Below are 26,616 nucleotides of genomic sequence, written 5' to 3' on the forward strand. Positions count from 1 at the left end.
GCAACTCCCGGCCGGCCTTCGGGCTGTATCGGAGGAGCATTGTGAATGCCTCGAGCGGAGCCGACGAACCACTCGACGCGGCTGAGCGCGCGGAACTACAGCGCCTGCGACAGGAACTGACCGAACTTCGTCGCGCCCGCGATGAGAAATCGCCGAACGCTGCTCCGGCCGAGGACCGACGTCCCTCCGGTCACCGGAAATTGCGCTGGACGGGTGCGGCGGTCCTGCTCGTGCTGGTCGCCGTCCTGTCCTTTTCCGCGGTCCTCGCCCGCTACGCCCACAGCGAGGTCCTCGACACCGACCGCTATGTCCGGACAATGGCCGCGCTGGGGTCGGACCCGGTGCTGCAGGGCGAACTCACCGATCAGATCACCGATGAGGTCATGACGCGCCTCGATGTCGAGGCGATCACCGCCGACGCGCTGCGGTCGATCGCCGACGACGCTCCCCGCGTGCCGCCCGCCGTGGTCGGGCTGGCGCCGGTGATCGCCGATCAGGCCGAGTCGTTCGTGCACCGCACGGTGGCATCGTTCGTGGCCTCCGACCAGTTCGAAGCCCTGTGGATCCAGGCCAACGAGCAGGCGCATCAGGCGCTGGTCGCGGTGCTGACCGGGCAGACCCGGCCTGGCGTCGATGTCAGCGATCAGGGCGTGGTCAGCATCTCGCTGGCCCCGATCATCGACCGGGTTCGGGCAGCGCTGATCGATCGGGGGTTCGCGTTCGCGGACAAGGTCCCCACGGTCGACAAGTCGTTCGTGCTGTTCGAATCGCCCGAACTCGTCAAGGCGCAGCGGGCGACCTCGGCATTGGACAAGGCCTCCGCGGTGCTGCCCTGGCTGACCCTGCTGGCCGCCGTCGGTGCCGTGTGGGTGGCGCCGAACGGCGCACGCCGACGCGCCGTTGCGCTGGTCGGAGTCAGCATCGCGATCGCGATGGCGCTGCTGGCCGTGGCGATCGCCCTCGGCCGGTCGTGGTATCTGGGGGCCGTCCCTGCGGACGTGCTCTCCGCGCAGGCGGCCACGGTGCTGATCGACACCGTGCTGGTTCCGCTGCGCACCGCGTTGCGGGCGGTGTTCGTGCTGGCCGTGGTGATCGCGGTCGTCGGATACCTCACCGGATCGTCGGGATCGGCGGCCGCGGTCCGTGGCGCTGGTACTCGGGCGCTCGACGCGCTGCGCCCCGAGCACGGGCGGGCCCCGAATCCGATCGAATCCGCGGTCGCGCGGTTCCGCATCCCGCTGCGGGTGGTCATCATCGTGATCGCGGTGACGACCCTGGTGTTCTGGCCGTACCCGTCGGGCGTGGTCGTGGTGGTGACCGTGCTCGTCGCGGTGGCAGCCCTGCTGGTGGTGGAACTGGTGGCACGGCCCGCGCTGGTCGAACGCGACTCACCGGTCACAGAGGCGGTGCCGGCTCGGGACGGGTGAGTGTCGCTCGGATCAGGCCTTCTCGTCGAGGTCACGGCGTCGTCGGTCCGACGTTCACGGTGAATTCCGTGTTGCAATGGATTCCGGTCATAGCAAACAGCAGAAGTACGTCACGACTGCCGGGATGGTGAGCGTCGATGAGCAACGATTCGGCTGGGCAGACGGGCGGCACACAGCGACTGCTGGCGGTGTTGCTGGCGATGGCGATGTTCGTGCTCGTCGTCGATACATCGCTGATGAACGTGTCGATCTCGGCGGTGGTGCGAGATCTCGACACGACCGTCAGCGGGGTCCAAGCGGCGATCGCGTTGGAAGCGCTGGTTTCGGCCGCATTCATTCTGATCGGCGGAAAAGCAGGTGACCTGATCGGACGCAAGCGGGCCTATGCGCTGGGATTGATCGGCTACGCGATCGGGGCGACGGCGATGGCGTTCGCGCAGAGCCTGATCGCGATCGTCATCTTCTGGGCGGTGCTCGGCGGGATCGGCGCATCGCTGCTGTTGCCCGCCATGCAATCGCTGATCCACGGCAACTTCGAAGGCGTGGCGCAGAAGAAGGTCTATGCCCTGGTCGGCGCGGCGGCCGCGATCGCGGCCGCGATCGGCCCACTGCTCGGCGGATTCATCACCACCTACCTGTCGTGGCGCGTCGGGTTCGTGTTGGAGGTCGTCGTTATCGCGATCGTGCTGTCCGGGATGGGCATCGTCCGCGATGTGTCCTATACCGGCCCACGCAGCGTCGACCTGGTCGGGGCGGTGCTGTCGGTACTCGGTATGGGCGGAATCGTGCTGGGAATCCTGGTGTGGCAGGAAGGCGGCGAAGCGGTCGGCGCCCTCCTGGCCCTCGGGGCCGTCGCGCTGGCCGGCCTCGCCTATTGGCTCGTTCGGCGCAAGCGTGCGGGCAAATCGATACTGCTCGACCCGGACCTGTTCCGTTCCAAGGCCTTCCGGCTGGGCATCTCGGGACAGATGCTGCAGCAGATCGCCCTCGGCGGCACGATGATCGCCCTGCCGATCTACCTGCAGATGGTGCTCGAGTACAACGCGATGCAAGCAGGACTGTCCATCGCGCCCCTGTCGTTGAGCATGTTCGCCGTAGCGCTGCTCACCGGCAGATACGCGGGCGATCGGCCCGCGAGCACCATCATCCGGTGGGGATTCGTGCTCCTGACGGTCGGGACGGTGGTACTCGTTCCGATCGTGCCCCGCGCGGAATTCGGCTGGGGGCTCATCATTCCCCTCATCATCGCGGGCTCAGGGCTGGGTCTGCTGGTGTCCCAGCTCAACAACTACACACTGGCCCCGATCGAGGAGGAGCGGATCAGCGAAGCCGCCGGCGTCAATTCGGCGGCCGGGTCGTTCGGGTTGTCCTTCGGGCTGGCGTTCGCCGGCGCCATCATGCTGGCGACGTTGTCGATCACCTTCACGAGCATGGCGGAATCGAGCACGGTGCTCCCGCAGGCACAGCAACAACAGGTGGCGCAGGTGCTGGAGGACGACGCCGAGATCATGAGCAACACCCAGCTCGATCAGCTGCTCGTCGACCAACCGCCGCAGATCCGCGACGAGATCGTTCGCATCAACACCGAGGCTCGGCCCTTAGCTCTGCAGGTGGCACTACTGGTTCCGCTGCTGGCCGGTCTCGTCGGGTTGTTCACCTCGTTCCGGATGAGACGCATCCCGGAAGCCGTGCCGAAGCCGTCCTGATCCCGGTCGCGATATCGGCGGGGCATTCGGCCCTGCCGGCAACAAGGTGGCGATCAGCCACACCTGGGGTCCCTGGTGTGGAGTGCGGCTCCGGACGATGGTTTACCTATGAGTGGCGCGAAATCGACTACCGAGGTGTGGCGGGAGAAGTTCCGGGCCCGCCGCCGGACCAGGTTCGTCGTGGCGTTCGGAGTGCTCCTCGCGGGACTGAGCACGGCTGCCGTAGTCGTCGTGCCCCGACTTGCGTCCGCGATGTCCGGCACGGATGTCTCGACCATGCTGATCTGGCTGGCGATTCCGGTCTTCCTTGTCGCCGTTGTGGCGGAGTTCGTGTACATCAAGCGTCACGGCAAGCCCTACGACTACCGTGACTCAGCTACCTCCATCGCCGCCGGTGTGGGGTATCAAGTGCTCAACATTCCCTGGGCGCTGGCGGAGCTCGCGATCTTCGCAACTGTTTCCTCGCTGGTGCCGTGGCACCTCGAGGGCTGGGTTGCGTGGGCCGTCGCGCTGATCGGGGTCGACTTCGCCTACTACTGGTTTCATCGCGCACACCACGAAATCCGGGTGTTCTGGTCGGTCCACGTCGTGCATCACTCGAGCGAGAACTTCAACCTCACCACAGCACTGCGTACGCCATGGCTGGTTGTCACGTCCCTGCCCTTCCTGGCACCGCTGGCGCTGTCGGGAATCGATGGCAAGATCATCGCCGCCTCCTACGCGATCAACCTGCTGTACCAGTTCGGCATCCACACCGAGGCCATCGGCAAACTCTGGGCGCCTATCGAATTCGTGTTCAACACACCGAGCCACCACCGCGTGCACCACGGCTCCAACACTGAATACCTCGACCGCAACTACGGTGGCGTGCTCATCATCTGGGACCGCGTCTTCGGCTCCTTCGAACCGGAGGGCGAGCAGGCGATCTACGGCCTCACCAAGAACGTCGACACCTACAACATCGCAAAGATCAACGCCCGCGAGATAGTCGCGATCTGGCAGGACGTGCAGAACGCGGCAAAATTCTCGGACAAGCTCGGGTTCCTGTTCCGAGGTCCCGGTTGGCAGCCACAGCCGACCTGAGCGAGCAGCTCTTCGAGTTCGAGCCACCCGTGACGTCATCATGGGCAGGCAGGGACCGCGATCGGCAGCGGCAGCCTGGCCGCGCTATTCGGTGAAGTCGACCTTGGTGCCGTCGATCCAGCCCGGCAGGCTCTCCGCGACGAAGTCGGACATGTCGCCGCCCGCGTCGATCGTCGATTCGACGTCGGCGAGGTAGGTGGCCATCGCGCGTTTGGCCGACGGCGTGGACGCCGCGGTGAGGAAGTGGGCGCGTTCGATGTGCAGGCCCTTCTCGAGTGAGGTCGAACCACCCTGGTAGACAGCGTGTTTGATACCACGGACCGCCGTGGGGGAGCGCTTCGCCAACCTGGCAGCCGTCGCCTGCGCCTCGGTCAGCAGCTCGTCGGCGTCGATCAATCTGTGCACGAGCCCGATCTCCAGCGCCCGGCTCGGGGTGATCGGAGCGCCCTCGAGACACAATTCGAGCGCACGCCCCGCGCCGAGCACGCGAGTGAGCATCTGGGTGCCACCGCCGCCGGGGATGATGCCGACCAGGATCTCGGGCTGCCCGATTTCGAAGGGACCGTCGGCCATCAGGCGCAGGTCGCAAGCCAGCGACAGCTCGCAACCGCCACCCAGCGCGCGGCCGTTGAGCGCGGCGATGAAGACGGTGCTGGACTCCCGCATCAGTCGGCACACCTCGTGATAGCGGCGGAGATTCGCGACACCGCCCGCACCGACCCGGGCCAAGCCCGACGGCCCGCCGGGAACATGGTCGGCCAAGGAACTCATCCGCAGCGCTGCGCCCGCCGTGCGCGCGTTCAGCGCCAGCGGTGCGGCCTCGACGCCCTCCAGGATCTCCGACACCGAGTAATGGCTGACGAAGACCCCGTCGACGGCGCTGGTGAGCACGACCGCACGGACTCCGTCGTCACCGTCGACGGCGCGCAGGAGGTCGAGTAGTTCACCCATCACGGCATCGGTGAGGAAGTTGTAGGGCGGGTTGTTCAACCAGATGGTTTGAACGGGGCCGTTCCGGTCGGTGCGGAGAAACTCCATGCCATTGCCTTTCGTTGTCGCTATTGCCCGTAGGCACGTTCGAGTTCGGCCAGCGCGTCACCGCAGTACGGTGCGACCCGTTGGACATGGGGCAGTGCGGTCGCGCACGCGGTCACACACAGGTTGAGGCGATTCGCGTAGGACAGGATCGTCAGGTTGAGTGCTTGACCGTCGAGCGGGATCGATACCGCGTGCCACTCCTCCAGGGTCATACCGTTGTAGTGCAATTGCCGGCTCGGCCCCGGCATATTGGAGATGACGACATTGAACATCGGCGTGATCCGGCTGCTCACGCCGAGTACCAGACTCGCGCCGAAGGGCGCCATGAGCATCGCCGTGTACGCCATGACCGCCGCGCCCGACATCCGGCTCATGTGTTCCTTGGCAGCGACCGTCGAGGCGACGATCGCCGAGACGCGTTCCCGCACATCGGTGATGTCGGTCGCGAGGGTGGCCAGCGCCATGGTCGTCGCGTTGCCCTCGGCGTCGTCGCTGTCCTTGGGGCGGAACGACATCGGCATGCCGGCGATCAGTGAGTCCGCGGGCAGCGCGTCGATCTCGGCGAGGTAGCGGCGCAGGCCGCCCGCGCAGATCGCGAGGATGACGTCGTTGATCGTTCCCCCGCATCGCTGAGCGAGCGCGGTGATGCGCGCCAGATCGAACGACTGGGTGGCTATCCGGCGTTCGGCGGTGATCGCGCCGTTGAGGATCGATGCCGGCGCGGAATACGGCTTGACCAGGGCCGCGTCGGATTCGAACAGCCCGCCGTACATGCGTGAGATCGCCTGCACACCCGTGAGCTGATCGGCGATTCCCCGGATCGGAGCTTTCATCAGTCGCCGGAGCGAGGAGACCGGGCTCGCGCCCGCACCTGCCGAATCCGGGGTGGGGCGGGGCCGGGGCTTCCGGGTTTCCCGATAGGCCCAGATCGCAGGCCTGCCACGTTCGTCGGGATCGTTCGACATCACTTTGCGGGCGAGCCGCACGGTGGCGACGCCGTCGAGCAGGGCGTGGTGTCCCTTGACGTAGAGCGCCAGCCGTCCGTCGTCGAGGCCCTCGATGACGTGCAGTTGCCACAGGGGGTGCGACCGATCCATCGGTACACCGTGCAGGCGCGAGACGAGGGCGCCGAGCTCACGCTGTCCGCCCGGCGCGGGCAGTACATGGTGCTGGAGGTGGTAGTCGAGGTCCGGCGCTTCGACGCTGACCCATTGTGGGAGCACGCGAGCGATCAGCGCGGAGTCGATGCGGCGGTCGAAGGGGCTGGTCGCACCGGTGTAGGTCCGTAGGTCGTCGAGCAGGTCCGCGACGAAGTCCGGGCCCGCGTCCGGTGGCAGCCGGAAGATGTCGAGGTGTGCGATGTTCATCAGGTTGGAGTCGGTTTCCCCCCAGAGGAAGGCGACATCGATCGGGTTCAGCGTGGTGGTCGACATGGGGTGGTGGCCTCCGGCGAGAAATCTGTAGTGGACGCGGCTCGCAACGGTGCTCGCCCGTCAGTGGCGGTGTCGGTCATACGTCGTCCTCGGTGCGCGCGGTAGGCAGTACTGCCGTCAGCCATGCGGTGAGTTCGGCATCTACCCGATCCAGGGCTGTGGTCGATCGCTGCGCCTTGGCGACCAGGATCGCGCCCTCGATCGCCGCGATCGCGGTGGTCGACAGCGATTGGGCGCGTGGCATCGGTACCCCTTGTTGCCACAGCGCGACGGTGATCAGCGACTCCCAGGACGCGAAGGCCTCGCCCGCGGCGTTCTTCGCCTCGGCGAAATCGCCGCTTTCCAGCGCGCCCGCGGCGATGGGGCAGCCTGCCGCGAAATCGGTGTCGTGGAGCTGGCGCCGGAAGAGGTCGACGATGTGCGACAGCGTCGCGGTGGGGCCACTCGTGGCCAGATCGTTGAGGATCATCGACGCCATCAGCGCCCCGGCGTGCCGGGTGGCCTCCTCGGCCAGCTGTGCCTTCCCGCCGGGGAAGTGGTGATAGATCGAGCCCCGGGGCGCCTGCGAGCGGGCGATCACGTCGGCGAAGGAGGTGCCCTCGATGCCCTTCTCCCGGAAAAGCAGGGCGGCGCCGATCAGCATCTTGTCGCGGGCCGACGCTGTCACTCCGGCCGCGCTGTTCTCTGCGGTCACCGCGTCACCATCCTATGTCAATCATCATATCCAGATTCTGCCACGATCGCGTTCGCGCACCATTTCCACCCGAGTTACACAGGTAGAAACACATTCGCCATTGACTGTAACACGCAGTTACGGCTACATTGCTGTCATCCCACTATGTAGCGCGTCATAGACGACGAGCTCGTTCGGATCACCGATGATCCGAGGCAGAAGGGCATTCGCAGATGAGCTTCCCCATCGAGACGACCGACGGACATCGCCTGGTCGTCACCACGGCCGGCGACCTCGCCCGGCCCACTGTCGTGCTGGTACACGGCTTCCCCGACGACCAGACGGTCTGGAACGGCGTCGCGCGCGTGCTGTCGGACCGGTTCCACACCGTGACGTTCGACGTGCGTGGCAGCGGCGAATCGGACAAACCCCGGGCGGTCTCCGCCTATCGCAAGGATCAGCTCGCCGCCGATATCGGCGCGGTAGCCGCGGCGGTCTCCCCGGACCGGCCGGTGCACCTGGTCGGCCACGACTGGGGCGCGGTGCAGGCCTGGCACGCCGCCGCGGCCCCGGCGACGCGCTCGGCGATCGCCTCCCTGACCTCGATCTCCGGGCCCTGTCTGGACGGTGTCCCGCACTGGTTGCGCAGCAGCCTCGCCGCCGGACCGGCCGGATGGCGTGCGGTCGCCACGATGTGGAAGTCCCCGCTCTACATGGGCGCGCTGGCCACCCCCGTGCTCGGCGCGCTGCTGTGCAGGCTCGGCCTCGTCGACGCCGCGATCGGGCTCGCGCACCGACTGGAAGCCGGTGTGGCACCGAATATTTCGCCGCATCGGGCGCGCGACAACCGCGCCGGTCTCAAGATCTACAGCGCCAATCTGGTACCGACGCTGCTCCGTCCCCACCTGCGCAGGGTCGGTGTACCGGTGCAGGTGCTCGCCCCGCGTCGCGACATCTTCATCACGCCCGCCGCACAGCGCGACGTGGCCCACGTCGCCGACCAGTGGCAGGTCCACGACGTCGACGGCGGCCACTGGGCCCCGGCGTTCAACCCCGCCGAGATCGCCGACCGCATCCGCGCGTTCGTCGACGCCGTCGAAGCAGCCACCACCGCAACCCAGGCAGGAGAACCCCGTGAGCACTCTGCGTGATCAAGACAAAGTCGCACTCAAAGCACGTGCCGTGGAATGGGATTGGACCGGTCTGCCGTTCCACTACGTCTACGACGACCCGTTCTCGACTCATGTGATCAACAGCTTCAACATGCTGCTGCCCGAGGGCGAGGTGTTCTTCGTCCAGGTCTTCCAGCAGGCGTTGCCGCTGATCACCGATCCCGCGGTCCACGAGGACGTCGTGGGTTTCATCGGGCAGGAGGCCACGCACTCGTCCGCGCATCAGAGCCTGGTCGACTACCTCGACCTGCACGGGCTCGACTCCACCCGGTTCACCGACCAGATCCGGTGGTTCTTCCGCGCTCTGCTCGGCGAGCGCGAACTGACCGACCGGCGTGCGCACAACTGGCTGCTCGAACGCGTCGCCGTTGTCGCGGCGCTCGAGCACTTCACGTCGTACCTGGGCGACTGGGCGCTCAACGCCGACGCGTGGCGCCGAGGCACCATCGAGCCGCGGGTGCTCGACCTGGTGCTGTGGCACCTTGCCGAGGAAGTCGAACATCGGCACGTCGCCTACGACCTGTTCACGCATCTGGACGGCAGCTATTGGCATCGCATCAGGGCCTATCTGGTCGCGATGCCCACCTTCGCCTTGCTGCACTCGCGCGGAATGCGGCTGCTGCTCAACGACGATCCGGTCGCCGAACGCGGACTGTTCGCGACAGTGCGGGCCGCGCGCCGCGCCTGGCGCGCGGGGATGGTGCCGTCACCCGGCAGCCTCGCGAAGATGTCCATCGAGTACTTCAGGCCGTCCTACCATCCCCGCAATTACGGCTCGACCTCGCAGGCGGTCGCCTACCTCGCGGCCTCTCCCGCCGCACTGGCCGCGTCATGAGCGAGATCCGGACCACCGCGGACCGGGTCGGCGTCGTGCTCGACCGTCGCCGCATCCCACCGTCTTTCACCGATCCGAACCGGCCCGACCGGGTCATGCGGGCCTACCGTTCCCTGCTGCGCTTCTACAGTGCGCTCAGCAACATGCGCCTGCCCGCGACCGGGCCCGCGGTCGTGGAGCGTGGCATCGCGGTCCGGGTCGTGGAGAAGACGACCGAGGCGCTGGGCGTGGTGAGCCTGACGCTGCGATCCTGTGCCGGAACCGAGCTGCCGCGCTGGCATCCCGGCTCGCACATCGATGTCACATTGCCGTCGGGGACGGTCCGCCAGTACTCGTTGTGCGGCGATCCCGACGACCGGACGACGTACCGGATCGCGGTGCGCTGGATCGACGGCGGAACGGCGTCGACCGAGATCCACGACGATGTACGCGCAGGCTCGATCCTGTCGATTCGTGGGCCGCGCAATGCTTTTCCGTTCGCTGACCCGGGGCTGTCGAAGGCCGGCGTCGACAACATCGCCTTCGTCGCCGGCGGGATCGGCATCACCGCCCTGCTGCCCATGATCGGCCACGCCCACCGCTCCGGCCTCGACTGGACCCTCACCTACTTCGGCCGCAACGAAGCGACCCTGCCGTTCCTGGCAGAGCTCGCCGCCACGGACCGGAACCGGGTCCGCGTGCTGACCACCGAGCGCAACGGCCGCCCCGACCCTGCCGAGCTGCTTGCCGACGTCCGCGCCGGGTCGTCGATCTACTACTGCGGTCCGCCCGTGCTGCACGATGCTTTTCGTGGGTTCCTACCCGAAATGGGCGCGGCGGGACTGCATTTCGAACGCTTCTCGGCACCGCTGGTGATCGGCGGCGACCAGTTCCGAATCCGTTTGGCGCGCACCGATACCGAGGTCGAGGTCGCCGCGGACCAGTCCGCCCTGTCCGCGGTGCGCGCGACCCGGCCGGGCACCGCCTACTCGTGTCAGCAAGGTTTCTGCGGCACTTGCCGGGTCAAGGTGCTCGCCGGTGCCGTCGAGAGCCGAGGGACCGCGCGGTTCCTCGACGAGCCCGACACGATGCTGCTGTGCACCGACCGCGCGCGAGGACGCCGAGTCACCGTCGACCTGTGATCAGCGAACTTGTGGCCATCGGTCGTCTCGCATACGAGAATCAGTCGATTCTCTCGGCGCGACACTGCCAGCCGCTGCCCGGTAGCCATCCCAGCGCCAAGAGCGCCACGCGTTCGGTGACACGGCCCGCATCACCTACGACCGCGATGCCGTCGATGATCTCCGGGGACGGTTGCGGGAGATGAAGCGCACCGGCAGCGGGCCGTGGATGCGTTCCTGAAGCGGGGCATGCGGCGGGATGACCAGCGCTCACCGCACCTTGCGTTTTGAAAGTAGCACTCGTGGACGGTGCAATCGGCCAGTAGCCTGCTGGCCAATTGCCATGGGGTGGCACATTATCGAACTGATCCTTCTAAGTTCAGGGCTGCGCCAGCAGCTCGCGTCGGAGCGTCATCGATCCGGTTCGGTCATGGTGGTGGCAGAAGAACTCCATGGGAAGAATCCTCGCCGACCACCACCACGTAACCGAGCAACCGCTGAACATCAATGCAGCGACAGTCCTTGAATCACGAGGCAATTCTCAGACCGTGTAAGTCTGGTCCTGACGAACGATCTCGGCGACGGCGGCGGGTCGGCTGGCGGCGACTTCGTGTCCGGCGTCAGGGAGTTCGTGCAGCGCGGACCCTGGAAGCATCTGCAGTAGAGCGACGGCGAGATCGTGGCTGGAGAGGCGGTCGTCGGCGCCGCGGATCATGACGATCGGGGCGCTGATCTTCCGGATGTCCTCGCCGGGGTATCCGGTCGCATTGGTGTCGTCGATCCACATGGTCACGTTCTCCCTGACCAGCCGTTCGAAGTCAGGCTCCGGGTTCTTCGCGGTGTAGGCCGCCTCGGAGTACGGGCCATTCTGGTTGCGGTCGCGCCACCCTTGCGGGGTGACCTGCGACAGGAACGCGCGGCTCGCCTCTGGCAAGGTCCAGTCCGAACCGATCGTGAACAGCATCCCGACCCTTTCCGGGTGATGCGCGGCGAGTCGGAGCCCTGCGATGCCTCCGTCACTGAATCCCATCACGTCGGCACGCGCGACGCCGAGCTCGTCCAGGACAGCGAGCGCATCCCACTCGAGGCGCTGATAGCTCAACGGCACGTCGCCCAGGGTGGAGCGTCCGTGTCCGCGACTGTCCAGGCAGATCACCCGGCGGTCATGTGCAAGGAGGGGCACGAGCTCGGCGAAATCGGCGGTGCTCCCCATTCCGCCGTGGAGGAGCAGAAGCGGGGGCAACGTCTTTCGCCCGGAAAGTTCAACGGATAGCGAGGCACCTGCGACAACGACGGTTCGTACATCCATAGCGACAACTGTTCCAGCCCCCACTGACATTCATCCCCAACCAAGCAACACGGATCGGCGGGCAAGACCCGCCGGTCCGTGTTGCTTTAGGTCTCAGGCGTAGCAATGCCTTTCAGATGGTCCGGTGGCCGAGTTCGACAGTCGCAGCCGGGTGCCCGACACCGCGCGCAAGCGGGTGCGGCTCGCCGGTGAGTACCGCGAGCGCGGCAGCGACTTCGTGCAAGTACGACTTGACGTAGGTGTCGGTAGTGCCGGAACTCTTACCACGGTGTCCGGCGAAAGCACGGGCCACGGCATAGCTGAAAGTTCGTTCGACCCAGGTCAACGTGGTGTGACGCAGCCAGTGGGCGGTAACACCTTGCGTGGCCACCCAGGGCAGTGACTCGCTGACCCGTCCCCAGATGTAGTCGTCGCGGTCGGTGACACGGCCCGCATCACCCACGACAGCGAAGCCGTAGATGATCTCCGGGTCGGTTGTGCGGGGGATGAAACGCACCGGCAGCGGGCCGTGGATGCGTTCCTGGAGCGGGGTCTGCGGCGAAACGACGGGCTCGATCCCCGGCGTTCACCGCACCCGGCACAGAGGGCGCCGAACAGGCTGGAAAGTGGCATAGATGCCACAAATCTGTGCGCGAGAGGGGACTTGAACCCCTACGTCCGTGGACACCAGAACCTAAATCTGGCGCGTCTGCCAATTTCGCCACTCGCGCTTGGATGTGTACGACCGTCCAAACTCTACCGGGCGAATCGGGCTTCGCGAAGCGTTGGGGCGGCGTGGCGTACTCGTGGGTAACACGACCTGGGGTTATAACGATTCGGTAACTCTCAATGTGAGGGGCACTCATGTTTGAGAACTCGGGTAACAGGCCGGACCTGCGCGTTCAAACATGAGGCTGCGTCATGTTTCAGAAGATTTCGGTACGGGCGTGCAGAAATACTGGGGAGTAGCCCGCTACCGGGCCGGAAACGTGAGGCTTTCCTCATGATTTTGTGCGATTGTGGCTCTCAACAGGCCCGAGGGGCTGCCGGAAACGTGTGCGTGCCGTCGGTGGGCGACACGCCAGGAGAAGGAAGTCGAGCGTCTTGACGATCAACGAGAGCACCGAAATCGGCATGGGAGCGACCGCGAGCGCCAATGGTCGTGGCCAGGCGAGAGGTGTCCGCGCGGCGCTGCTGGAGCAGCTGCGCAACGGGGCGGGATACGCGTTGGCGTTCGGTGGACAGGGTGCGCAGTGGCTGCGCGAGCTCGAGGAGATCGGGCGCGACAGCGCGCTGGAGCCCGAGCTGACCGCGCTGGTCAACGACGCGGCCGTGCTGCTCGAGCCGGTTGCGACGCAGTTGCTGGTGGTGCGCCCCGGCGGTTTCGACCCGATGGGCTGGGTGCTCGAGAGCGAGCTCGACGAGCCGGAGGAGCCGTCCTCGGCGCCCTCGGACGCGGTGCTGCGCTCGGTGGCTGTGTCCATGCCCGGCGTACTGCTGGCCCAGCTCGCCGCGACCAGGGCATTGCGCTTGCAGGGCCTGGACCCGGTCGAGCACGCTCCCGTCGCCATCGTCGGACACTCGCAGGGGCTGTTCGCCGCCGCCGCGGTCGAAGCGGGCGGCACGCGTGACGCGGAGCTGCTGGCCATCGCCCAGCTCGTCGGCGCCGCTGCCGGGCTCGTCGCGCGCAGGCGCGGACTGATGCCGGTGGGCGAGCGCTCGCCGATGGTGGCGGTGTCGAACGTGGATCCCGAACAGCTGCGGGCGATCGTTGCCGAGGTGGCCGACGGAGTCGACCCCGCGGTCGCCGCGGTCGTGTCGATCCGCAACGGGCGCAAGCGCGTCGTGCTCTCGGGTGCGCCCGCGCAGATCGATCGAGTGCGCACGCGTTGCGCGCAGCTGCACGACGAGCAGACCCGTGAGCGCGAGAGCAAGGCCCGCGGTGGTGCGGTCTTCGCGCCCGTGTTCGAGGACATCGCCGTCGACGTCGCCTTCCACCACCCGGCACTCGCCGAGACGGTCGAACTGGTCGCGGGCTGGGCCCGTCAGTGCGAGATCGACGCCGACCTCGCCGCCGCTCTGACCCAGCAGGTGCTCGTCGACCCGATCGACTGGGTCGCCACCGTCGACGCCGTGGTCGACGCGGGCGCGCAGTGGATCCTGGACCTGGGCCCCGGCGACCTGCTCTCGCGGGTGACCGGCGGCTCGCTCAAGGGCACCGGTGTCGGTGTGGTCGCCGCCGCCACCCGCGCCGGTCAGCGCAGCCTGCTCACCCCGGGCGCCGCGCCCGAGGCGTCGACGCCGTGGTCGGCGTTCGCGCCGAAGCCGGTGCGTCTGCCCAACGGCCGCATCGTCGTCGAGACCGCGTTCACCAAGCTCACCGGTCGCTCGCCGATCCTGCTGGCAGGCATGACCCCGACCACCGTCGACGCGAAAATCGTCGCGGCCGCGGCCAACGCAGGCCACTGGGCCGAGCTGGCCGGTGGCGGACAGGTCACCGAGCAGATCTTCGCCGACCGGGTGAGCGAGCTGCGTCAGCTGCTGCAACCGGGCCGCGCGGTGCAGTTCAACTCGCTGTTCCTCGACCCCTACCTGTGGAAGCTGCAGCTCGGCGGCAAGCGCCTGGTACAGAAGGCGCGGGCCGCGGGTGCGCCGATCGACGGCGTGATCGTCACCGCGGGCATCCCCGAACTCGACGAGGCCGTCGCGCTGATCGGCGAGCTGTCCGAGGCCGGCATCAGCCACGTCGCGTTCAAGCCGGGCACCGTCGCCCAGATCAAGGCCGTGCTGCGCATCGCCGACGCTGTCCCGGACTACCCGGTGATCATGCACATCGAAGGCGGCAAGGCGGGTGGGCACCACTCCTGGGAAGACCTCGACGACCTGCTGCTGGCGACCTATGCCCAGCTGCGCAGCCAGGCCAATGTGGTGATCTGCGTCGGCGGCGGCATCGGCACCCCCGAACGCGCCACCGACTACCTCACCGGCACCTGGTCCACCGGCCACGGCTACCCGCTCATGCCCCTCGACGGTGTGCTCGTCGGCACCGCGGCCATGGCGACCCTGGAAGCCACCACCGCCCCCGCGGTGAAGCAGCTGCTGGTCGATACCCCCGGCACCCCCGATTGGGTCGGTGCGGGCACCGCCAGCGGCGGAATGGCCTCCGGGCGCAGCCAGCTGGGCGCCGACATCCACGAGATCGACAACGCCGCCTCGCGCACCGGTCGCCTGCTCGACGAGGTCGCGGGCGATGCAGAGGCCGTGGCGAGCCGTCGCGCCGAGATCATCGCGGCGCTCGACGCCACCGCCAAGCCCTACTTCGGCGACATCGCCACCATGACCTACCAGCAGTGGCTGGAACGCTACGTCTCGCTGGCTGTGTCGAGCGAGGTGCCGATCTCGTTCGACTGCGGCAGCGATATCGGTGACGCGATCCGCGACGCCACCCGCTCGGACTGGCTCGACATCAGCTGGCGCGACCGGTTCGCGGAGATGATGCGCCGCACCGAATCCCGGCTCAACCCGGCCGACAGCGGCGAGATCGAAACCCTGTTCGCCGACAACGACGCCTTCGAGCACCCCGTGCAGGCGTTGTGCGAGCTGAAGAAGCAGTACCCGACCGTCGCGGACACCGTGCTGCACCCGGCCGACGTGCCGTTCTTCGTCTCCCTGTGCAAGACGCCGGGCAAGCCGGTGAATTTCGTGCCCGTCGTCGACGCCGATGTGCGCCGCTGGTGGCGTTCGGACTCGCTGTGGCAGGCCCATGATCCGCGCTACTCGGCCGATCAGGTGTGCGTCATCCCCGGCACCGTCGCTGTCGCCGGCATCACCCGCGTGGACGAGCCGGTCGGCGAACTGCTCGACCGCTTCGAACAGGACACCGCGTACAGCCTGGTCAGGGCCGGTGTCGTCCCCGAGCCGGTGGACGCGCGTCGCGTCGCCGGTGTGGTGGCGGGAGCGATCGACACCGTGCTCGCCGCCCCCGATGTGCAGTGGGCCGGTCGCACCACCGTCAACCCGGTGCACCGCCTGGGTGACGTCTCGGAGTGGACCGTCGAGCAGGGGAGCGCGGTGCATCAGAGCACCGGTGCCACGCTGACCGAAACCACCGGGCCCGAAAGCGAATTCAGCTACGTGGAGCTTTCGGTGCCGCTGGCCCGCGACTCCGTGCGGATCCGCATCACCGTGCCGGCGAGCGTGTACTCCGGTGGCGCGCCGGTGATCACCGACGCCGACGCCGAAATCGCGATGTCGGCACTGCTCGGCGTTGCCGCCGGGAAGTCGCTGCCCGAGGTGAAAGCCGGTGTGGCGCACCTCAATCTGGCGTGGATGCCGGACCTGATCGCCGACCACGCCGGTGTCACCGGCTCCGGCCTGCCCGACACCCTCAGCACCCTCGGTCGCACCGCCCCCGATGTGCTCGTCGGCGCCTGCTGGCCCGCGGTCTTCGCGGTGCTCGGCGCGGCTCGCACCCCGGTCGGTGGCTGCGTCATCGAGGGCATGCTCGACCTGGTCCACCTCGATCACCAGGTCGAACTGCTGAACGAATTGCCCTCCGAGACGAGCATTCTTGTCGTTCGCGCCGAAGGTGGCGCGGTGGTCGACACCGACATGGGCCGCGTGGTCGAGGTCGTGGTGAACATCGGCCTGATCCTGGATCAGGGACTCGACGCCACCCCGCTGGCCCGACTCGTCGAACGCTTCGCCATCCGCGGCCGCAACGGCGCGGGCGAGCTCACCGATCCGCCGCGTGCGGCCGGTGCGGTGTCCGGCACCGCCACCGACACCCCGCGCCGCCGTCGCCGCGACGTGCAGATGGCCGCCCCGCGCGCCATGCACGCCTTCGCCGCGGTCTCCGGTGACCACAACCCGATCCACACCTCCGAGGCCGCCGCCAAGCTGGCCGGCCTCGGCAGCCCGATCGTGCACGGTATGTGGCTCTCGGCCGCCGCCCAGCACGCGGTGGTCGCCGTGGATCCCGAAAGCTCCGTTCCCGCACGCACTCTCACGGCATGGACCACCCGGTTCCTCGGCATGGTGCGCCCCGGCGCGACCGTGGACGTGCGGGTGGAGCGGATCGCGGTGGACGCGGGCGCCGAGATCGTCGAGGTCTCCTGCCGCGTCGACGGTGACCTGGTCATGACCGCGACCGGGCGCACCGCCGCCCCGAAGACCGTGTACGCCTTCCCGGGCCAGGGCATCCAGCGCAAGGGGATGGGCCTGGACGCGCTGACCCGCTCGAAGGCGGCCAAGCGGGTGTGGGAGCGTGCCGACGCGCACACCCGCGAAGCCCTCGGTTTCTCGATCCTGGCGGTGGTGCGCGACAACCCGACCTACCTCAAGGCGCGCGGTGTCGAACATCGGCACCCGGACGGCGTGCTGCACCTGACCCAGTTCACCCAGGTCGCCATGGCCACCCTCGGTGTCGCCCAGGTCGCCGAACTGCGGGAAGCGGGCGCGTTCGTCGAAGGCGCGATGCTGGCCGGTCACTCGGTCGGCGAGTACAACGCCCTCGCCGCCGTCGCCGGTGTGCTGCCGCTGGAGGCCGTGCTCGAGGTGGTGTTCCAGCGTGGCTCGGCCATGCACGAGCTCGTGCCGCGTGACGCGCAGGGCCGCAGTGACTATCGGATGGCCGCCATCCGCCCGTCGCAGATCGGCCTGCCCGACGCCGAGGTGATCGACTTCGTCGACGGCATCGGCGCCGAGACCGGCGAGTTCCTCGAGGTGGTGAACCTGAACCTGCGCGGCTCCCAGTACGCCATCGCGGGCACGGTCGCCGGGCTCGAAGCGCTCGAGACCGAAATCGATCGCCGCCGTGCGGAATTCGGTGGCAAGCGGGCCTTCATCCTGGTGCCCGGCATCGACGTGCCGTTCCACTCCTCGGTGCTGCGCGACGGTGTGCCGGAGTTCCGGCACAAGCTCGAGCAGCTGCTGCCCGCCGAGGTGCACCCGGAAGTCCTGGTCGGACGCTACATTCCGAACCTGGTGCCACGCCCGTTCTCCCTGGATCGCGCGTTCCTCGCCGAGATCGCCGAACTCGTGCCCTCGGAGCCGCTCGTAGCCGTGCTGGCCGACTTCGACAGCTGGGCCACGCGCGATGCCGAGCTGTGCCGGGTGGTGCTGATCGAGCTGCTGGCCTGGCAGTTCGCCAGCCCGGTGCGCTGGATCGAGACCCAGGATCTGCTGTTCACCGACACCGCGCACGGCGGTCTCGGGGTCGAGCGCTTCGTCGAAATCGGCCTCGGCGCCACCCCGACGGTGGCGAACCTGGCCTCGCAGACGCTGAAGCTGCCCGCGTTCGGCGGGGCGACCGTGGAGGTCGTCAACGTCGAACGTGACGCCGCGGTCGTCTACTCCACCGATACCGATCCGGCCCCGGTCGACGACATCGACGAGACCCCGGTCGAAGCCGCGGCCGCACCGGCCACGGCGGCACCCGTCGCCGCCGCCGCTCCGGTGGCGACCGGCGGCCCGCGCCCCGACGACATCGCCTTCAGCGCCGCCGACGCCACCCGTGTGCTCATCGCGCTGTGGACGAAGCTGCGGATGGACCAGATCGGCCCGGTCGACACCATCGAGGGCCTGTGCGACGGTGTCTCCTCGCGCCGCAACCAGCTGCTCGTCGACCTCGGCGCCGAACTGTCCCTCGGCGCCATCGACGGTGCCGCCGACGCCGACATGGGCGCGCTGGCGGCCACGGTCGAACGCCTGGCCCGCACCTACAAGCCGTTCGGCAGCGTGCTCACCGACTCCATCGGCGACCACCTGCGCAAGGTCTTCGGCCCGTCGGGCAAGCGGCCCGCCGCCATCGCCGACCGGGTCAAGAAGGTCTGGGAGCTCGGCGACGGCTGGGCGAGCCACGTCACCGCGGAGGTCTCGCTCGGCACCCGCGAAGGCGCCAGCGTGCGCGGTGGTGACCTCGGCGGTCTCGCCGGTGGTGCGCTCGGTGACGCCGCATCGGTCGACGCCGCCATCGACGCGGCCGTGCAGGCCGTGGCGGCACGGCGCGGTGTCTCGGTCTCGTTGCCCTCGGCGGGTGGCGCGGCAGGCGGCACCGTCGACGCGGCGGCGCTCGGCGAGTTCACCGAGCAGATCACCGGACGCGACGGCGTGCTCGCCACCGCGGCGCGGGTGGTACTCGAACAACTCGGCCTCAGCGAGAAGATCAGCGCTCCCGAGGCGACTGCCGACACTCTCGCGGACCTCGTCTCGGCCGAATTGGGTTCGGATTGGCCGCGTCTGGTCGCGCCCGCGTTCGACGCCCGCAAGGCCGTTCTCATCGACGACCGGTGGGCCACCGCCCGCGAGGATCTCGCGAAGATGTGGCTCGGCGACGACGCCACCACCGCGGAACAGTCGATCGACGGATTCGCCGGCGCCGGTGAAGCCGTTGCCGCCCAGGCGAACTGGTGGCGGCAGCGGGCCATGCACGAGGCCCGTTCGGTGCTGGCCGGGGTGTACGCGCAGATCGCGAAGACCGCGCTCGACACCACCGAGCCAGGTTTGTGGTCCGACGACCTCGCCGTGATCACCGGCGCCAGCAAGGGTTCCATCGCGGCAGCGGTCACCGGCAAGCTGCTGTCCGGCGGCGCGACCGTGGTGGTCACCACGTCGGGTCTCAACGACGAGCGGCTGCGGTTCTACCGCTCGCTCTACCGCGACAACGCCCGCCACGGTGCGGCGCTGTGGGTGGTCCCGGCCAACATGGCCTCCTACCAGGACCTCGACGCGCTGATCGACTGGGTCGGCACCGAACAGGTCGACAACGCGGGCGGCGCCAAGATCAAGGTCAAGGACGCGATGACCCCGACGATGCTGCTGCCGTTCGCGGCGCCGCGCGTCGCCGGCGACCTCGCCGACGCGGGCGCTCGGGCCGAAATGGAAATGCGCGTGCTGCTGTGGTCGGTGGAACGGCTGATCGGCGGCCTGTCCGCCCTCGGCGCCGACCACGACGTCGACGCGAAACTGCATGTGGTGCTGCCGGGTTCGCCCAACCGTGGCCTGTTCGGCGGCGACGGCGCGTACGGCGAGTCCAAGGCCGCCCTCGACGCGGTGGTCTTGAAGTGGAAGGCCGAGAAGTCCTGGGCCGAACGCGTCACCCTGGTGCACGCGCTGATCGGCTGGGTGCGCGGCACCGGGCTGATGGGCCACAACGACCCCATGGTCGAGGCCGTCGAGAAGGCGGGTGTGCACACCTGGTCGACCGACGAGATGGCCGACGAACTGCTCAAGTGGTGCACCTCGCGTGCCCGCCAGGTGACCATCACCGGTCCGCAGCAGATCGACCTCACCGGTGGTCTGGCGCGTGCCAAGCTCGACCTGCCCGCGCTCGCCAAGCAGGCGCAGGAGGCCGCGGCCGAGAAGGTCGAAGAAGCCGCCACCGTCGCGACGATCGCCGCACTGCCCGCACCGCCGACCCTGAGTTCGGCACTGCCGGTGCCGGAATGGGCCCCGGTCACCGCGGAGCTGAGCGACATGGTCGTGATCGTCGGCGCCGGTGAGCTCGGGCCGTACGGCTCCTCGCGCACCCGCTTCGAGATGGAGGTCGAAGACGAACTGTCGGCCGCCGGCGTGCTCGAGCTGGCCTGGACCACCGGTCTGATCCGCTGGGAGAACGAACCGAAGCCCGGCTGGTACGACACCGAATCCGGCGACTTCGTGCCGGAATCGGAGGTCGCGCAGCGCTACCACGACACCGTGGTCGAACGCTGCGGTGTGCGCCGCTACGAAGACGACGGCGCGATGCTCGACAACGCGGCCCCGCTCCTCACCTCGGTGTTCCTCGATCAGGACCTGTCGTTCACCGTCGCCGGCGAGGCGGAGGCACGCGCCTTCCACACCGCCGATCCCGAGCACACCGTCATCGCGCCGGTCGCCGATTCCAGCGACTGGACCGTGACTCGTCAGGCGGGCACCGAGATCCGGGTGCCGCGCAAGGCGAAGCTGTCGCGTGTGGTCGGCGGTCAGATCCCGACCGGCTGGGATCCCACCATCTGGGGCGTCTCGGCCGACATGGCCGCCTCGATCGACCGGGTCGCGCTGTGGAACATCGTCTGCACCGTCGACGCGTTCGTCGGCGCGGGCTTCAGCCCCGACGAGCTGATGAGCTGGGTGCACCCGAGCCTGGTGGCCAACACCCAGGGCACCGGCATGGGCGGCATGTCCTCGATGCGCTCGCTCTACGTCGACAACCTGCTCGGCGAACCGCGCCCGAACGACATCCTGCAGGAAGCACTGCCCAACGTCGCCCTGGCGCACGTGGTGCAGTCCTACGTCGGCAGCTACGGCGCCATGGTGCATCCGGTCGCGGCGTGCGCCACGGCGGCGGTCTCGGTCGAGGAAGGCGTCGACAAGATCCGGCTCGGCAAGGCCGAGGTCGTGGTCGCCGGTGGCTTCGACGACCTGGGTATCGAAGGCATCGTCGGCTTCGGTGACATGTCGGCCACCGCCGACTCGGCGAGCATGCGCGCCAAGGGAATCAGCGACCGCTACTTCTCCCGCGCCAACGATCGCCGCCGCGGCGGGTTCGTGGAATCGCAGGGTGGCGGCACCGTGCTGCTGGCCCGTGGTGACGTGGCCGTGCAGATGGGTCTGCCGGTGCTCGGCGTCGTCGCCTTCGCCCAGTCCTTCGCCGACGGCGTGCACACCTCCATCCCGGCGCCGGGTCTCGGCGCATTGGGTGCGGGGCGCGGCGGCAGCGAGTCGCGACTGGCGGCCGAACTGCGCAAGCTCGGTGTGACCCCCGACGACATCGCGGTGATCTCCAAGCACGACACCTCCACCGCGGCCAACGACCCCAACGAGTCGGAGCTGCACGAGCGGCTCGCGGGCGCGCTGGGTCGTACCGAGGGCGCACCGCTGTTCGTGGTCTCGCAGAAGAGCCTCACCGGACATGCCAAGGGCGGCGCGGCGGCGTTCCAGCTCATCGGCCTGTGCCAGGTGCTGGAAAACGGTGTGGTGCCGCCGAACCGGAGCCTGGACTGCGTCGACGAGAAGATGGCGGGCTACCCGCACCTGGTGTGGGCGCGTGAGCCGCTGCGCTTCGGCGAGAAGTTCGCGCTGAAGGCGGGTCTGGTGACCTCGCTCGGCTTCGGTCACGTGTCCGGTCTGCTCGCGGTGGTGCATCCGCAGGCGTTCCTGGCCGCCATCGAACCGGCCGCGCGGGCGGAGTACCAGGAGCGGGCGCAGACGCGTCAGCTCGCGGGCAGGCAGCGGTTCGCCGAGGCCATGTGCGGCGGGTCGGCACTGTACGAGAAGCCCGCTGATCGTCGACTGGGCGCCGACGGCACGCCGGCCAAGCAGATCCGTCAGCTCGAGGCCGACATGTTGCTCTCGCCGCAGGCGCGTCTGGACAGCGACGGCGTCTACAGCGCGAGCGGATGGGGTTGCGGCACCGGGCAAATCACCCCGCAGCCGACCGAAGCGTCGTAGGCTGCCGCTTTGTGACGATTCTCGGTATCGGCTTGGACTTGGTGACCATCTCCGAGTTCGCCGAACAGCTGCAACGGCCCGGGTCGACCATGCTCAGGGAGACATTCACCGCTGGTGAGCGTCGCTACTGCCAGAGCAAGCAGACCGACCCGGACCGCAGCTTCGCCGCACGCTGGGCCGCGAAGGAGGCGGTGCTCAAAGCCTGGGCATCGTCTCGTTTCGCCCGCAGTCCGCAGATCGGCGACAACCCGTATCCGCTCATCGAAGTCGTCAACGACGCGTGGGGCAGGCCCAGCATCAAACTCCACGGCCTCGCCGCGGAATTCCTGCCCCGCGTCCGAGTGCACCTGTCCCTGACCCACGACGGTGATACCGCCGCGGCGATGGTGGTGCTGGAAGACCCGGGCGAACTGGCCGATCTGATCGACGGCCGGGGCTAGAAATCGCGAACCGCTAGTGTTCCTCGGCGGTTCGCGATTCTTTTTCCGCCACCAGTAGATACGCCACCATGAGGCGCTTGAGTTCGGCGACCGCGTCGGTATTCGACTGGTTTTCCTGTACCGAGAAATTCAGCATCGAATACACGACGTGCACCAGCACTTCGGCCATCATCGTGCGCCGGGCGCGCGGGGTGCGCGGGGTCAGCGGCCGCAGCATCTGCGAGACGACCGCGGCGAATTCCTTTTCGTGCAACGCGCCTGTCGCGCGTGTGGACGGGGTCGACTGCATCGCCAGCCACACTTCGCGTCGTGACGGGTCGGTGGTCCACAGGTTCGCCATGTGGTCGACGAACTGGTTCATGTGCCGCAACCAGTCCAGTGAGGGCACTTCACCGTGGAAGTCGGCCAGCTCGCGGGAAACCGCAACCAGGTCTTGCCGATTGAGTTCACAGACGATCACGTACTTGTTGGCGAAGAACTGATACAGCGTGCCGATGGGCACCTCGGCGCGCTGGGCGACCTCTTCACAGGTGAACGACTCGAAACCCACCTCGACCAGCAACTCGCGCGAGGACGCCAGCAGCGCGTCGAATTTGCGCTTGCTGCGCTCCTGCGTCGGCCGCTTGCGCGGCATCAACTCCTGGGGGTCGTCCTGCAATTCCAGCGCAGGGTCCGGACGGCTCTGCGGTGACCGGGCCTGCGCGTGTACTTCCACCCATCCAGGCTAGCGGTATACACAGATCCGCGACACGCCTCTACCGACAGCGTGTCAACAACTGGCTGAAATCCCGACCCATCCATGCCCTGACCGGTGACGAATCATCAGATAAGTGTGCGTCTATCTGCACGCTTATTCGCGGCTAGCCAGCTCACGCCGCACCAGACCTACCGCGAAGTGACGGACCCTGCGTGGTCCCGTCCCGCACCGTTTCGCACAGGGGAAGGCAAGACTTGTGGCAGCAGGATCTGTGGTAACCCTCGGCGTCAGCACCGAACGGGGAGCCGTGCACGCGGTGGCGTTCGCCGAATCGGGCGTCACTCTCACGGATCGGATGCTGCTGCGGCGCACCGTCCGTGCCAACGGAGACGGTAAGGCCGAAGTGGCGGCAGCGGTACACACCGCCCTCGACGCGATCGCGACCGAGCTCGACGACGAGCACGAGATCGCCGGGGTGGCAGTGAGTTACCGCGACGCCGTCGAACGGCGCGCGATCGTGACCCGCCTGGCGGAGACCCAATGGCGCACGGCCTCGCTGGTTTCGGCGAAATCGTCGCATCTGTTCGTCGCGGGCGCGATGACCTGGCTCGACGAGTTCGACAATCTGCTCGTCTACGAGGCGGTGCCGGGCTACCAGGCGATGACACTGATCGACCAGGGTCGGCACCGTGTGCTCGCCGCCTACTCGCAGACCGGCGCACCCACACCCGACGCATTGCGCGCCGGAGTGTCGGCGGGGTGGGATCAGTTCGAGGCGGCGTCGGTGAAGCCGGCCGCGGTGGTGCTGGTCGGCTCGTCGTCGGACGCACCCGCGGTGCGCGACGCGGTCGCCGGATTCGGGGTGCCGGTGCTGCCGTGCCGGTTGGCGCCGTTCGCGCCCGCCGCCGGTGCCGCGCTGGTCGCGCTCGGCGATACCGTCGTGGTGCCGATCTCGACCGGGTCGCGGTCCAAGCGTGGGACGGCGATGGTCGCCGCGGCGGCGAGTGTGCTCGCGGGCGGGCTCGTGGCGGGTGGTTCGTACGCGGTGATCAACAGCGGACCGCCCGCGGTCGACAACACGGCCGTGTCGTCGGAGCCCGGTGCCGCGTCGGCGCCGGTCATTCCGCAAGCCCCCCAGACACATGAAGCCGCCTCGGTGGAGTCCGGGTCGAGCGGCGGTGTGGGTTCCGGTAGCGGGTTGCAGGTGAGCCCGGTGGAAGAATCGCCCACGTCGCCGTACGAAACGGTGTCGCCGAATCCGCAACTGGTGAACCCGGGCGAGTTCCCGCTCGACTACCCGACCCAGCTGTACGGGGACGCGCCACAGGAAGACCCGCTTCCGCTCGAACCCGCTGTTCCCGGGGTTCCGCAGATTCCCGCCGCCGCACCGACCCTGCCCGGCACCGGCATTCCGCTCGGGATGCAGCCCGCGCAGGCGCCCATGCCGCAGGGCCCGCACACGGCGTCCGCCGACTGATCGTCTCCACCACGAAGGGGCAGCGCACGCGCTGCCCCTTCGTGGTTCTCAGACGTTGCTCTGCCGACGGAACAGCGCCCCCGCGGCGATGTACCCGACGAGCCCGATGCCGGCACACCACAGCACCGCGAGTACCCAGCTGTTGCCGATCGGCGTGCCCATCGACAACCCGCGCAGCGTCTCGATCACCGGGGTCACCGGCTGATTCTCGGCGTACCAGTGCAGCCACGTCGGCATCGACGAGGTCGGCACGAACGCCGAACTCACATAGGGCAGGAACATGAACACGAAGGTGAAGCCGTTGGCCGCCTCCGGGTTCGGGGCGAGCAGGCCCAACGCGGCCGCCAACCACGACAGCGCGAACACGAACATCGCCAGCACCCCGAAAACACCCAGCCAGCGCAGTGGATCGGTGGTCGGGCGGAAACCGAGCACCACCGCCACCCCGATCACGATCGCGGAGGTGATCAGATTGCGGATCACGCTCTCGGCGACGTGCCCGGTGAGTACCGCCGACCGGGCGATGGCCATGGTGCGGAACCGGTCGATGATGCCCTCGGCCACGTCGGTGGACAGCGCGAGCGCCGTGGTGGACGCCCCGAAACTCGCACACAGCAGGATGATTCCGGGTACCACGTAGTCGATGTAGGCGCCGGGACCCACATCCATCGCGCCACCGAAGACGAATACGAACATCAGCAGGATCATCACCGGCAGCACGACCGTCATGATCATGGTGTCGGGGCTGCGCAGCGTGTGGCGGATATTGCGGTCCAGCATGGTGGCCGAATCCTGCAGTGTGCGCGTGGCGTTCATGCCGCGACCTCGCTTCGTCCGGGCTGACCGGTCAACGCGAAGAACACGTCGTCGAGGTCGGGGGTGTGGACAGTGAGCTGCTCGATCGCGATATCGAGTTCGGCGAAACGGTCGAGTAGCCGCTTGATCTCGACGGCGCTGCCGTCCGAGGGCACCTGCAGGGTCAGCTGTTCGGGATCGGGGTGGGCGCCGGTCGCGGTGTCGAGCGCGTCGGTCGCGGCGGTCAGCAGTCCGCGATCGGCGAAGCGGAACCGGATGTGGCCGCCCGGCACGAGGCGTTTGAGTTCGGCCGGGGTGCCATCGGCGACGATCCGGCCGTGGTCGAGTACGGCGATCCGGTCGGCGAGCTGATCGGCTTCCTCCAGGTACTGGGTGGTGAGCAGGATGGTTGTCCCCTCGGCCGCCAATTCCCTGATGGCGGACCACAGATCGCGTCGGCTCCGTGGGTCGAGGCCGGTGGTGGGTTCGTCGAGGAAGACCATGCGTGGCTCACCCATCAGGCTCATCGCGAGGTCGAGCCTGCGCCGCATGCCGCCCGAGTAGGAGGCGACCGGTTTGTCGGCGGCGTCGACCAGGTCGAAGCGTTCCAGGAGTACGTCGCCACGGCGTCGGGTCTCGTCCTTGCCGAGGTGCAGCAGCCTGCCGGTGAGGCGCAGGTTCTCGGCGCCGGTGAGTACCCCGTCGACGGCGGCGTACTGACCGGTGACGCCGATCAGGCGCCGGATCGTATCGGGGGCTTGCGCCAGGTCGTGTTCGAAGAGCCTGACGTCGCCGCGATCGGGCTTGCTGAGGGTGGCCAGGATGCGGACCAGCGTGGTCTTGCCCGCACCGTTGGGTCCGAGCAGGGCGAAGACGGTGCCCGCGGTGATGTCCAGGTCGAGGTCGTCCAGGACGACATGGGAGCCGTAGGTCTTGTGCAATCGGCGGATCGAGAGTGCGGGCGGTGGTGGCGATGTCATGAGTTCTCTCCGATCGAGAAACTGTTTATGTAATAAACACA

17 protein-coding genes and 1 tRNA gene are annotated in these 26,616 nt (G+C 68.1%); 9 read left to right on the plus strand and 9 right to left on the minus strand.

Annotated features, from left to right (window positions below; translation table 11 throughout):
- Positions 1-41: 41 nt before the first annotated feature.
- From ACWGCN_RS23130 to ACWGCN_RS23140, 3 genes are all read left to right on the plus strand, one after another.
- Positions 42-1,427, plus strand: coding sequence for a hypothetical protein (locus ACWGCN_RS23130; RefSeq protein ID WP_452458730.1), 1,386 nt, complete (start codon positions 42-44; stop codon positions 1,425-1,427).
- A gap of 137 nt (positions 1,428-1,564) precedes the next feature.
- Positions 1,565-3,133 (plus strand): MFS transporter, encoded by a 1,569-nt coding sequence (locus ACWGCN_RS23135; protein ID WP_452458731.1) that lies wholly within the window; start codon positions 1,565-1,567, stop codon positions 3,131-3,133.
- 108 nt (positions 3,134-3,241) lie between these two features.
- Entirely contained in the window at positions 3,242-4,216 is a 975-nt protein-coding gene (locus ACWGCN_RS23140) for a sterol desaturase family protein (protein ID WP_378994584.1), read from the plus strand.
- Positions 4,217-4,300: 84 nt separating this feature from the next.
- Here the strand turns inward: ACWGCN_RS23140 and ACWGCN_RS23145 are convergent, their stop codons facing one another.
- From ACWGCN_RS23145 to ACWGCN_RS23155, 3 genes are all read right to left on the minus strand, one after another.
- A complete protein-coding gene (locus tag ACWGCN_RS23145) occupies positions 4,301-5,254 on the minus strand; it encodes an enoyl-CoA hydratase/isomerase family protein (RefSeq protein ID WP_452458732.1) in 954 nt (317 codons plus the stop codon).
- Positions 5,255-5,274: 20 nt separating this feature from the next.
- A complete protein-coding gene (locus ACWGCN_RS23150) occupies positions 5,275-6,687 on the minus strand; it encodes a WS/DGAT/MGAT family O-acyltransferase (RefSeq protein ID WP_452458733.1) in 1,413 nt (470 codons plus the stop codon).
- Positions 6,688-6,763: 76 nt separating this feature from the next.
- Positions 6,764-7,381: a TetR/AcrR family transcriptional regulator gene (locus ACWGCN_RS23155; protein ID WP_452458734.1), complete on the minus strand. Its 618-nt coding sequence runs from the start codon at positions 7,379-7,381 to the stop codon at positions 6,764-6,766.
- Positions 7,382-7,593: 212 nt separating this feature from the next.
- On the opposite strand from ACWGCN_RS23155, the gene ACWGCN_RS23160 reads away from it, so the two are divergent.
- The 3 genes from ACWGCN_RS23160 to ACWGCN_RS23170 are packed head-to-tail and all read left to right on the plus strand — an operon-like array spanning position 7,594 to position 10,488.
- Positions 7,594-8,511 (plus strand): alpha/beta fold hydrolase, encoded by a 918-nt coding sequence (locus ACWGCN_RS23160; RefSeq protein ID WP_452458735.1) that lies wholly within the window; start codon positions 7,594-7,596, stop codon positions 8,509-8,511.
- Complete coding sequence (locus ACWGCN_RS23165; protein WP_452458736.1) at positions 8,495-9,367, plus strand: metal-dependent hydrolase; 873 nt, start codon at positions 8,495-8,497, stop codon at positions 9,365-9,367. Before ACWGCN_RS23160 ends, ACWGCN_RS23165 begins: the two co-directional genes overlap by 17 nt.
- Positions 9,364-10,488 (plus strand): PDR/VanB family oxidoreductase, encoded by a 1,125-nt coding sequence (locus ACWGCN_RS23170; protein ID WP_452458737.1) that lies wholly within the window; start codon positions 9,364-9,366, stop codon positions 10,486-10,488. Before ACWGCN_RS23165 ends, ACWGCN_RS23170 begins: the two co-directional genes overlap by 4 nt.
- Positions 10,489-11,008: 520 nt before the next feature.
- Here ACWGCN_RS23170 and ACWGCN_RS23175 read toward each other — a convergent pair.
- From ACWGCN_RS23175 to ACWGCN_RS23185, 3 genes are all read right to left on the minus strand, one after another.
- Positions 11,009-11,776 carry an alpha/beta fold hydrolase gene (locus tag ACWGCN_RS23175; protein WP_452458738.1) on the minus strand — a complete coding sequence of 256 codons (768 nt, stop codon included), beginning with the start codon at positions 11,774-11,776 and terminating at the stop codon, positions 11,009-11,011.
- 112 nt (positions 11,777-11,888) lie between these two features.
- Complete coding sequence (locus ACWGCN_RS23180) at positions 11,889-12,272, minus strand: hypothetical protein (protein WP_452458739.1); 384 nt, start codon at positions 12,270-12,272, stop codon at positions 11,889-11,891.
- A gap of 132 nt (positions 12,273-12,404) precedes the next feature.
- A tRNA-Leu gene (locus ACWGCN_RS23185) sits at positions 12,405-12,486 on the minus strand.
- Between the two features lie 373 nt (positions 12,487-12,859).
- On the opposite strand from ACWGCN_RS23185, the gene ACWGCN_RS23190 reads away from it, so the two are divergent.
- Entirely contained in the window at positions 12,860-22,186 is a 9,327-nt protein-coding gene (locus tag ACWGCN_RS23190; RefSeq protein WP_452458740.1) for a fatty acid synthase subunit beta domain-containing protein, read from the plus strand.
- Positions 22,187-22,197: 11 nt separating this feature from the next.
- On the plus strand, positions 22,198-22,626 hold the full coding sequence (gene acpS / locus ACWGCN_RS23195; RefSeq protein WP_378994563.1) for a holo-ACP synthase AcpS: 429 nt from the start codon (positions 22,198-22,200) through the stop codon (positions 22,624-22,626).
- 13 nt (positions 22,627-22,639) lie between these two features.
- Here acpS and ACWGCN_RS23200 read toward each other — a convergent pair whose 3' ends face one another.
- Positions 22,640-23,260 (minus strand): TetR family transcriptional regulator, encoded by a 621-nt coding sequence (locus ACWGCN_RS23200; RefSeq protein ID WP_378994773.1) that lies wholly within the window; start codon positions 23,258-23,260, stop codon positions 22,640-22,642.
- Positions 23,261-23,579: 319 nt separating this feature from the next.
- On the opposite strand from ACWGCN_RS23200, the gene ACWGCN_RS23205 reads away from it, so the two are divergent.
- Complete coding sequence (locus tag ACWGCN_RS23205; protein ID WP_452458741.1) at positions 23,580-24,800, plus strand: hypothetical protein; 1,221 nt, start codon at positions 23,580-23,582, stop codon at positions 24,798-24,800.
- Positions 24,801-24,848: 48 nt separating this feature from the next.
- Here ACWGCN_RS23205 and ACWGCN_RS23210 read toward each other — a convergent pair whose 3' ends face one another.
- Positions 24,849-25,616: an ABC transporter permease gene (locus ACWGCN_RS23210; protein ID WP_379313851.1), complete on the minus strand. Its 768-nt coding sequence runs from the start codon at positions 25,614-25,616 to the stop codon at positions 24,849-24,851.
- Positions 25,613-26,575 (minus strand): ATP-binding cassette domain-containing protein, encoded by a 963-nt coding sequence (locus tag ACWGCN_RS23215; protein ID WP_452458742.1) that lies wholly within the window; start codon positions 26,573-26,575, stop codon positions 25,613-25,615. The genes ACWGCN_RS23210 and ACWGCN_RS23215 overlap by 4 nt, the downstream gene beginning before the upstream one ends.
- Positions 26,576-26,616: the final 41 nt, after the last annotated feature.

This window comes from Nocardia sp. NPDC055050 (assembly GCF_053608345.1).

Excerpts from the sequence above, each read along its gene's own strand:
- ACWGCN_RS23135 (WP_452458731.1), top strand. The coding sequence starts at position 1,565 with ATGAGCAACGATTCGGCTGGGCAGACGGGCGGCACACAGCGACTGCTG.
- ACWGCN_RS23140 (WP_378994584.1), top strand. The coding sequence starts at position 3,242 with ATGAGTGGCGCGAAATCGACTACCGAGGTGTGGCGGGAGAAGTTCCGG.
- ACWGCN_RS23145 (WP_452458732.1), bottom strand. The coding sequence starts at position 5,254 with ATGGAGTTTCTCCGCACCGACCGGAACGGCCCCGTTCAAACCATCTGG.
- ACWGCN_RS23150 (WP_452458733.1), bottom strand. The coding sequence starts at position 6,687 with ATGTCGACCACCACGCTGAACCCGATCGATGTCGCCTTCCTCTGGGGG.
- ACWGCN_RS23160 (WP_452458735.1), top strand. The coding sequence starts at position 7,594 with ATGAGCTTCCCCATCGAGACGACCGACGGACATCGCCTGGTCGTCACC.
- ACWGCN_RS23170 (WP_452458737.1), top strand. The coding sequence starts at position 9,364 with ATGAGCGAGATCCGGACCACCGCGGACCGGGTCGGCGTCGTGCTCGAC.
- ACWGCN_RS23175 (WP_452458738.1), bottom strand. The coding sequence starts at position 11,776 with ATGGATGTACGAACCGTCGTTGTCGCAGGTGCCTCGCTATCCGTTGAA.
- ACWGCN_RS23200 (WP_378994773.1), bottom strand. The coding sequence starts at position 23,260 with ATGCCGCGCAAGCGGCCGACGCAGGAGCGCAGCAAGCGCAAATTCGAC.
- ACWGCN_RS23210 (WP_379313851.1), bottom strand. The coding sequence starts at position 25,616 with ATGAACGCCACGCGCACACTGCAGGATTCGGCCACCATGCTGGACCGC.
- ACWGCN_RS23215 (WP_452458742.1), bottom strand. The coding sequence starts at position 26,575 with ATGACATCGCCACCACCGCCCGCACTCTCGATCCGCCGATTGCACAAG.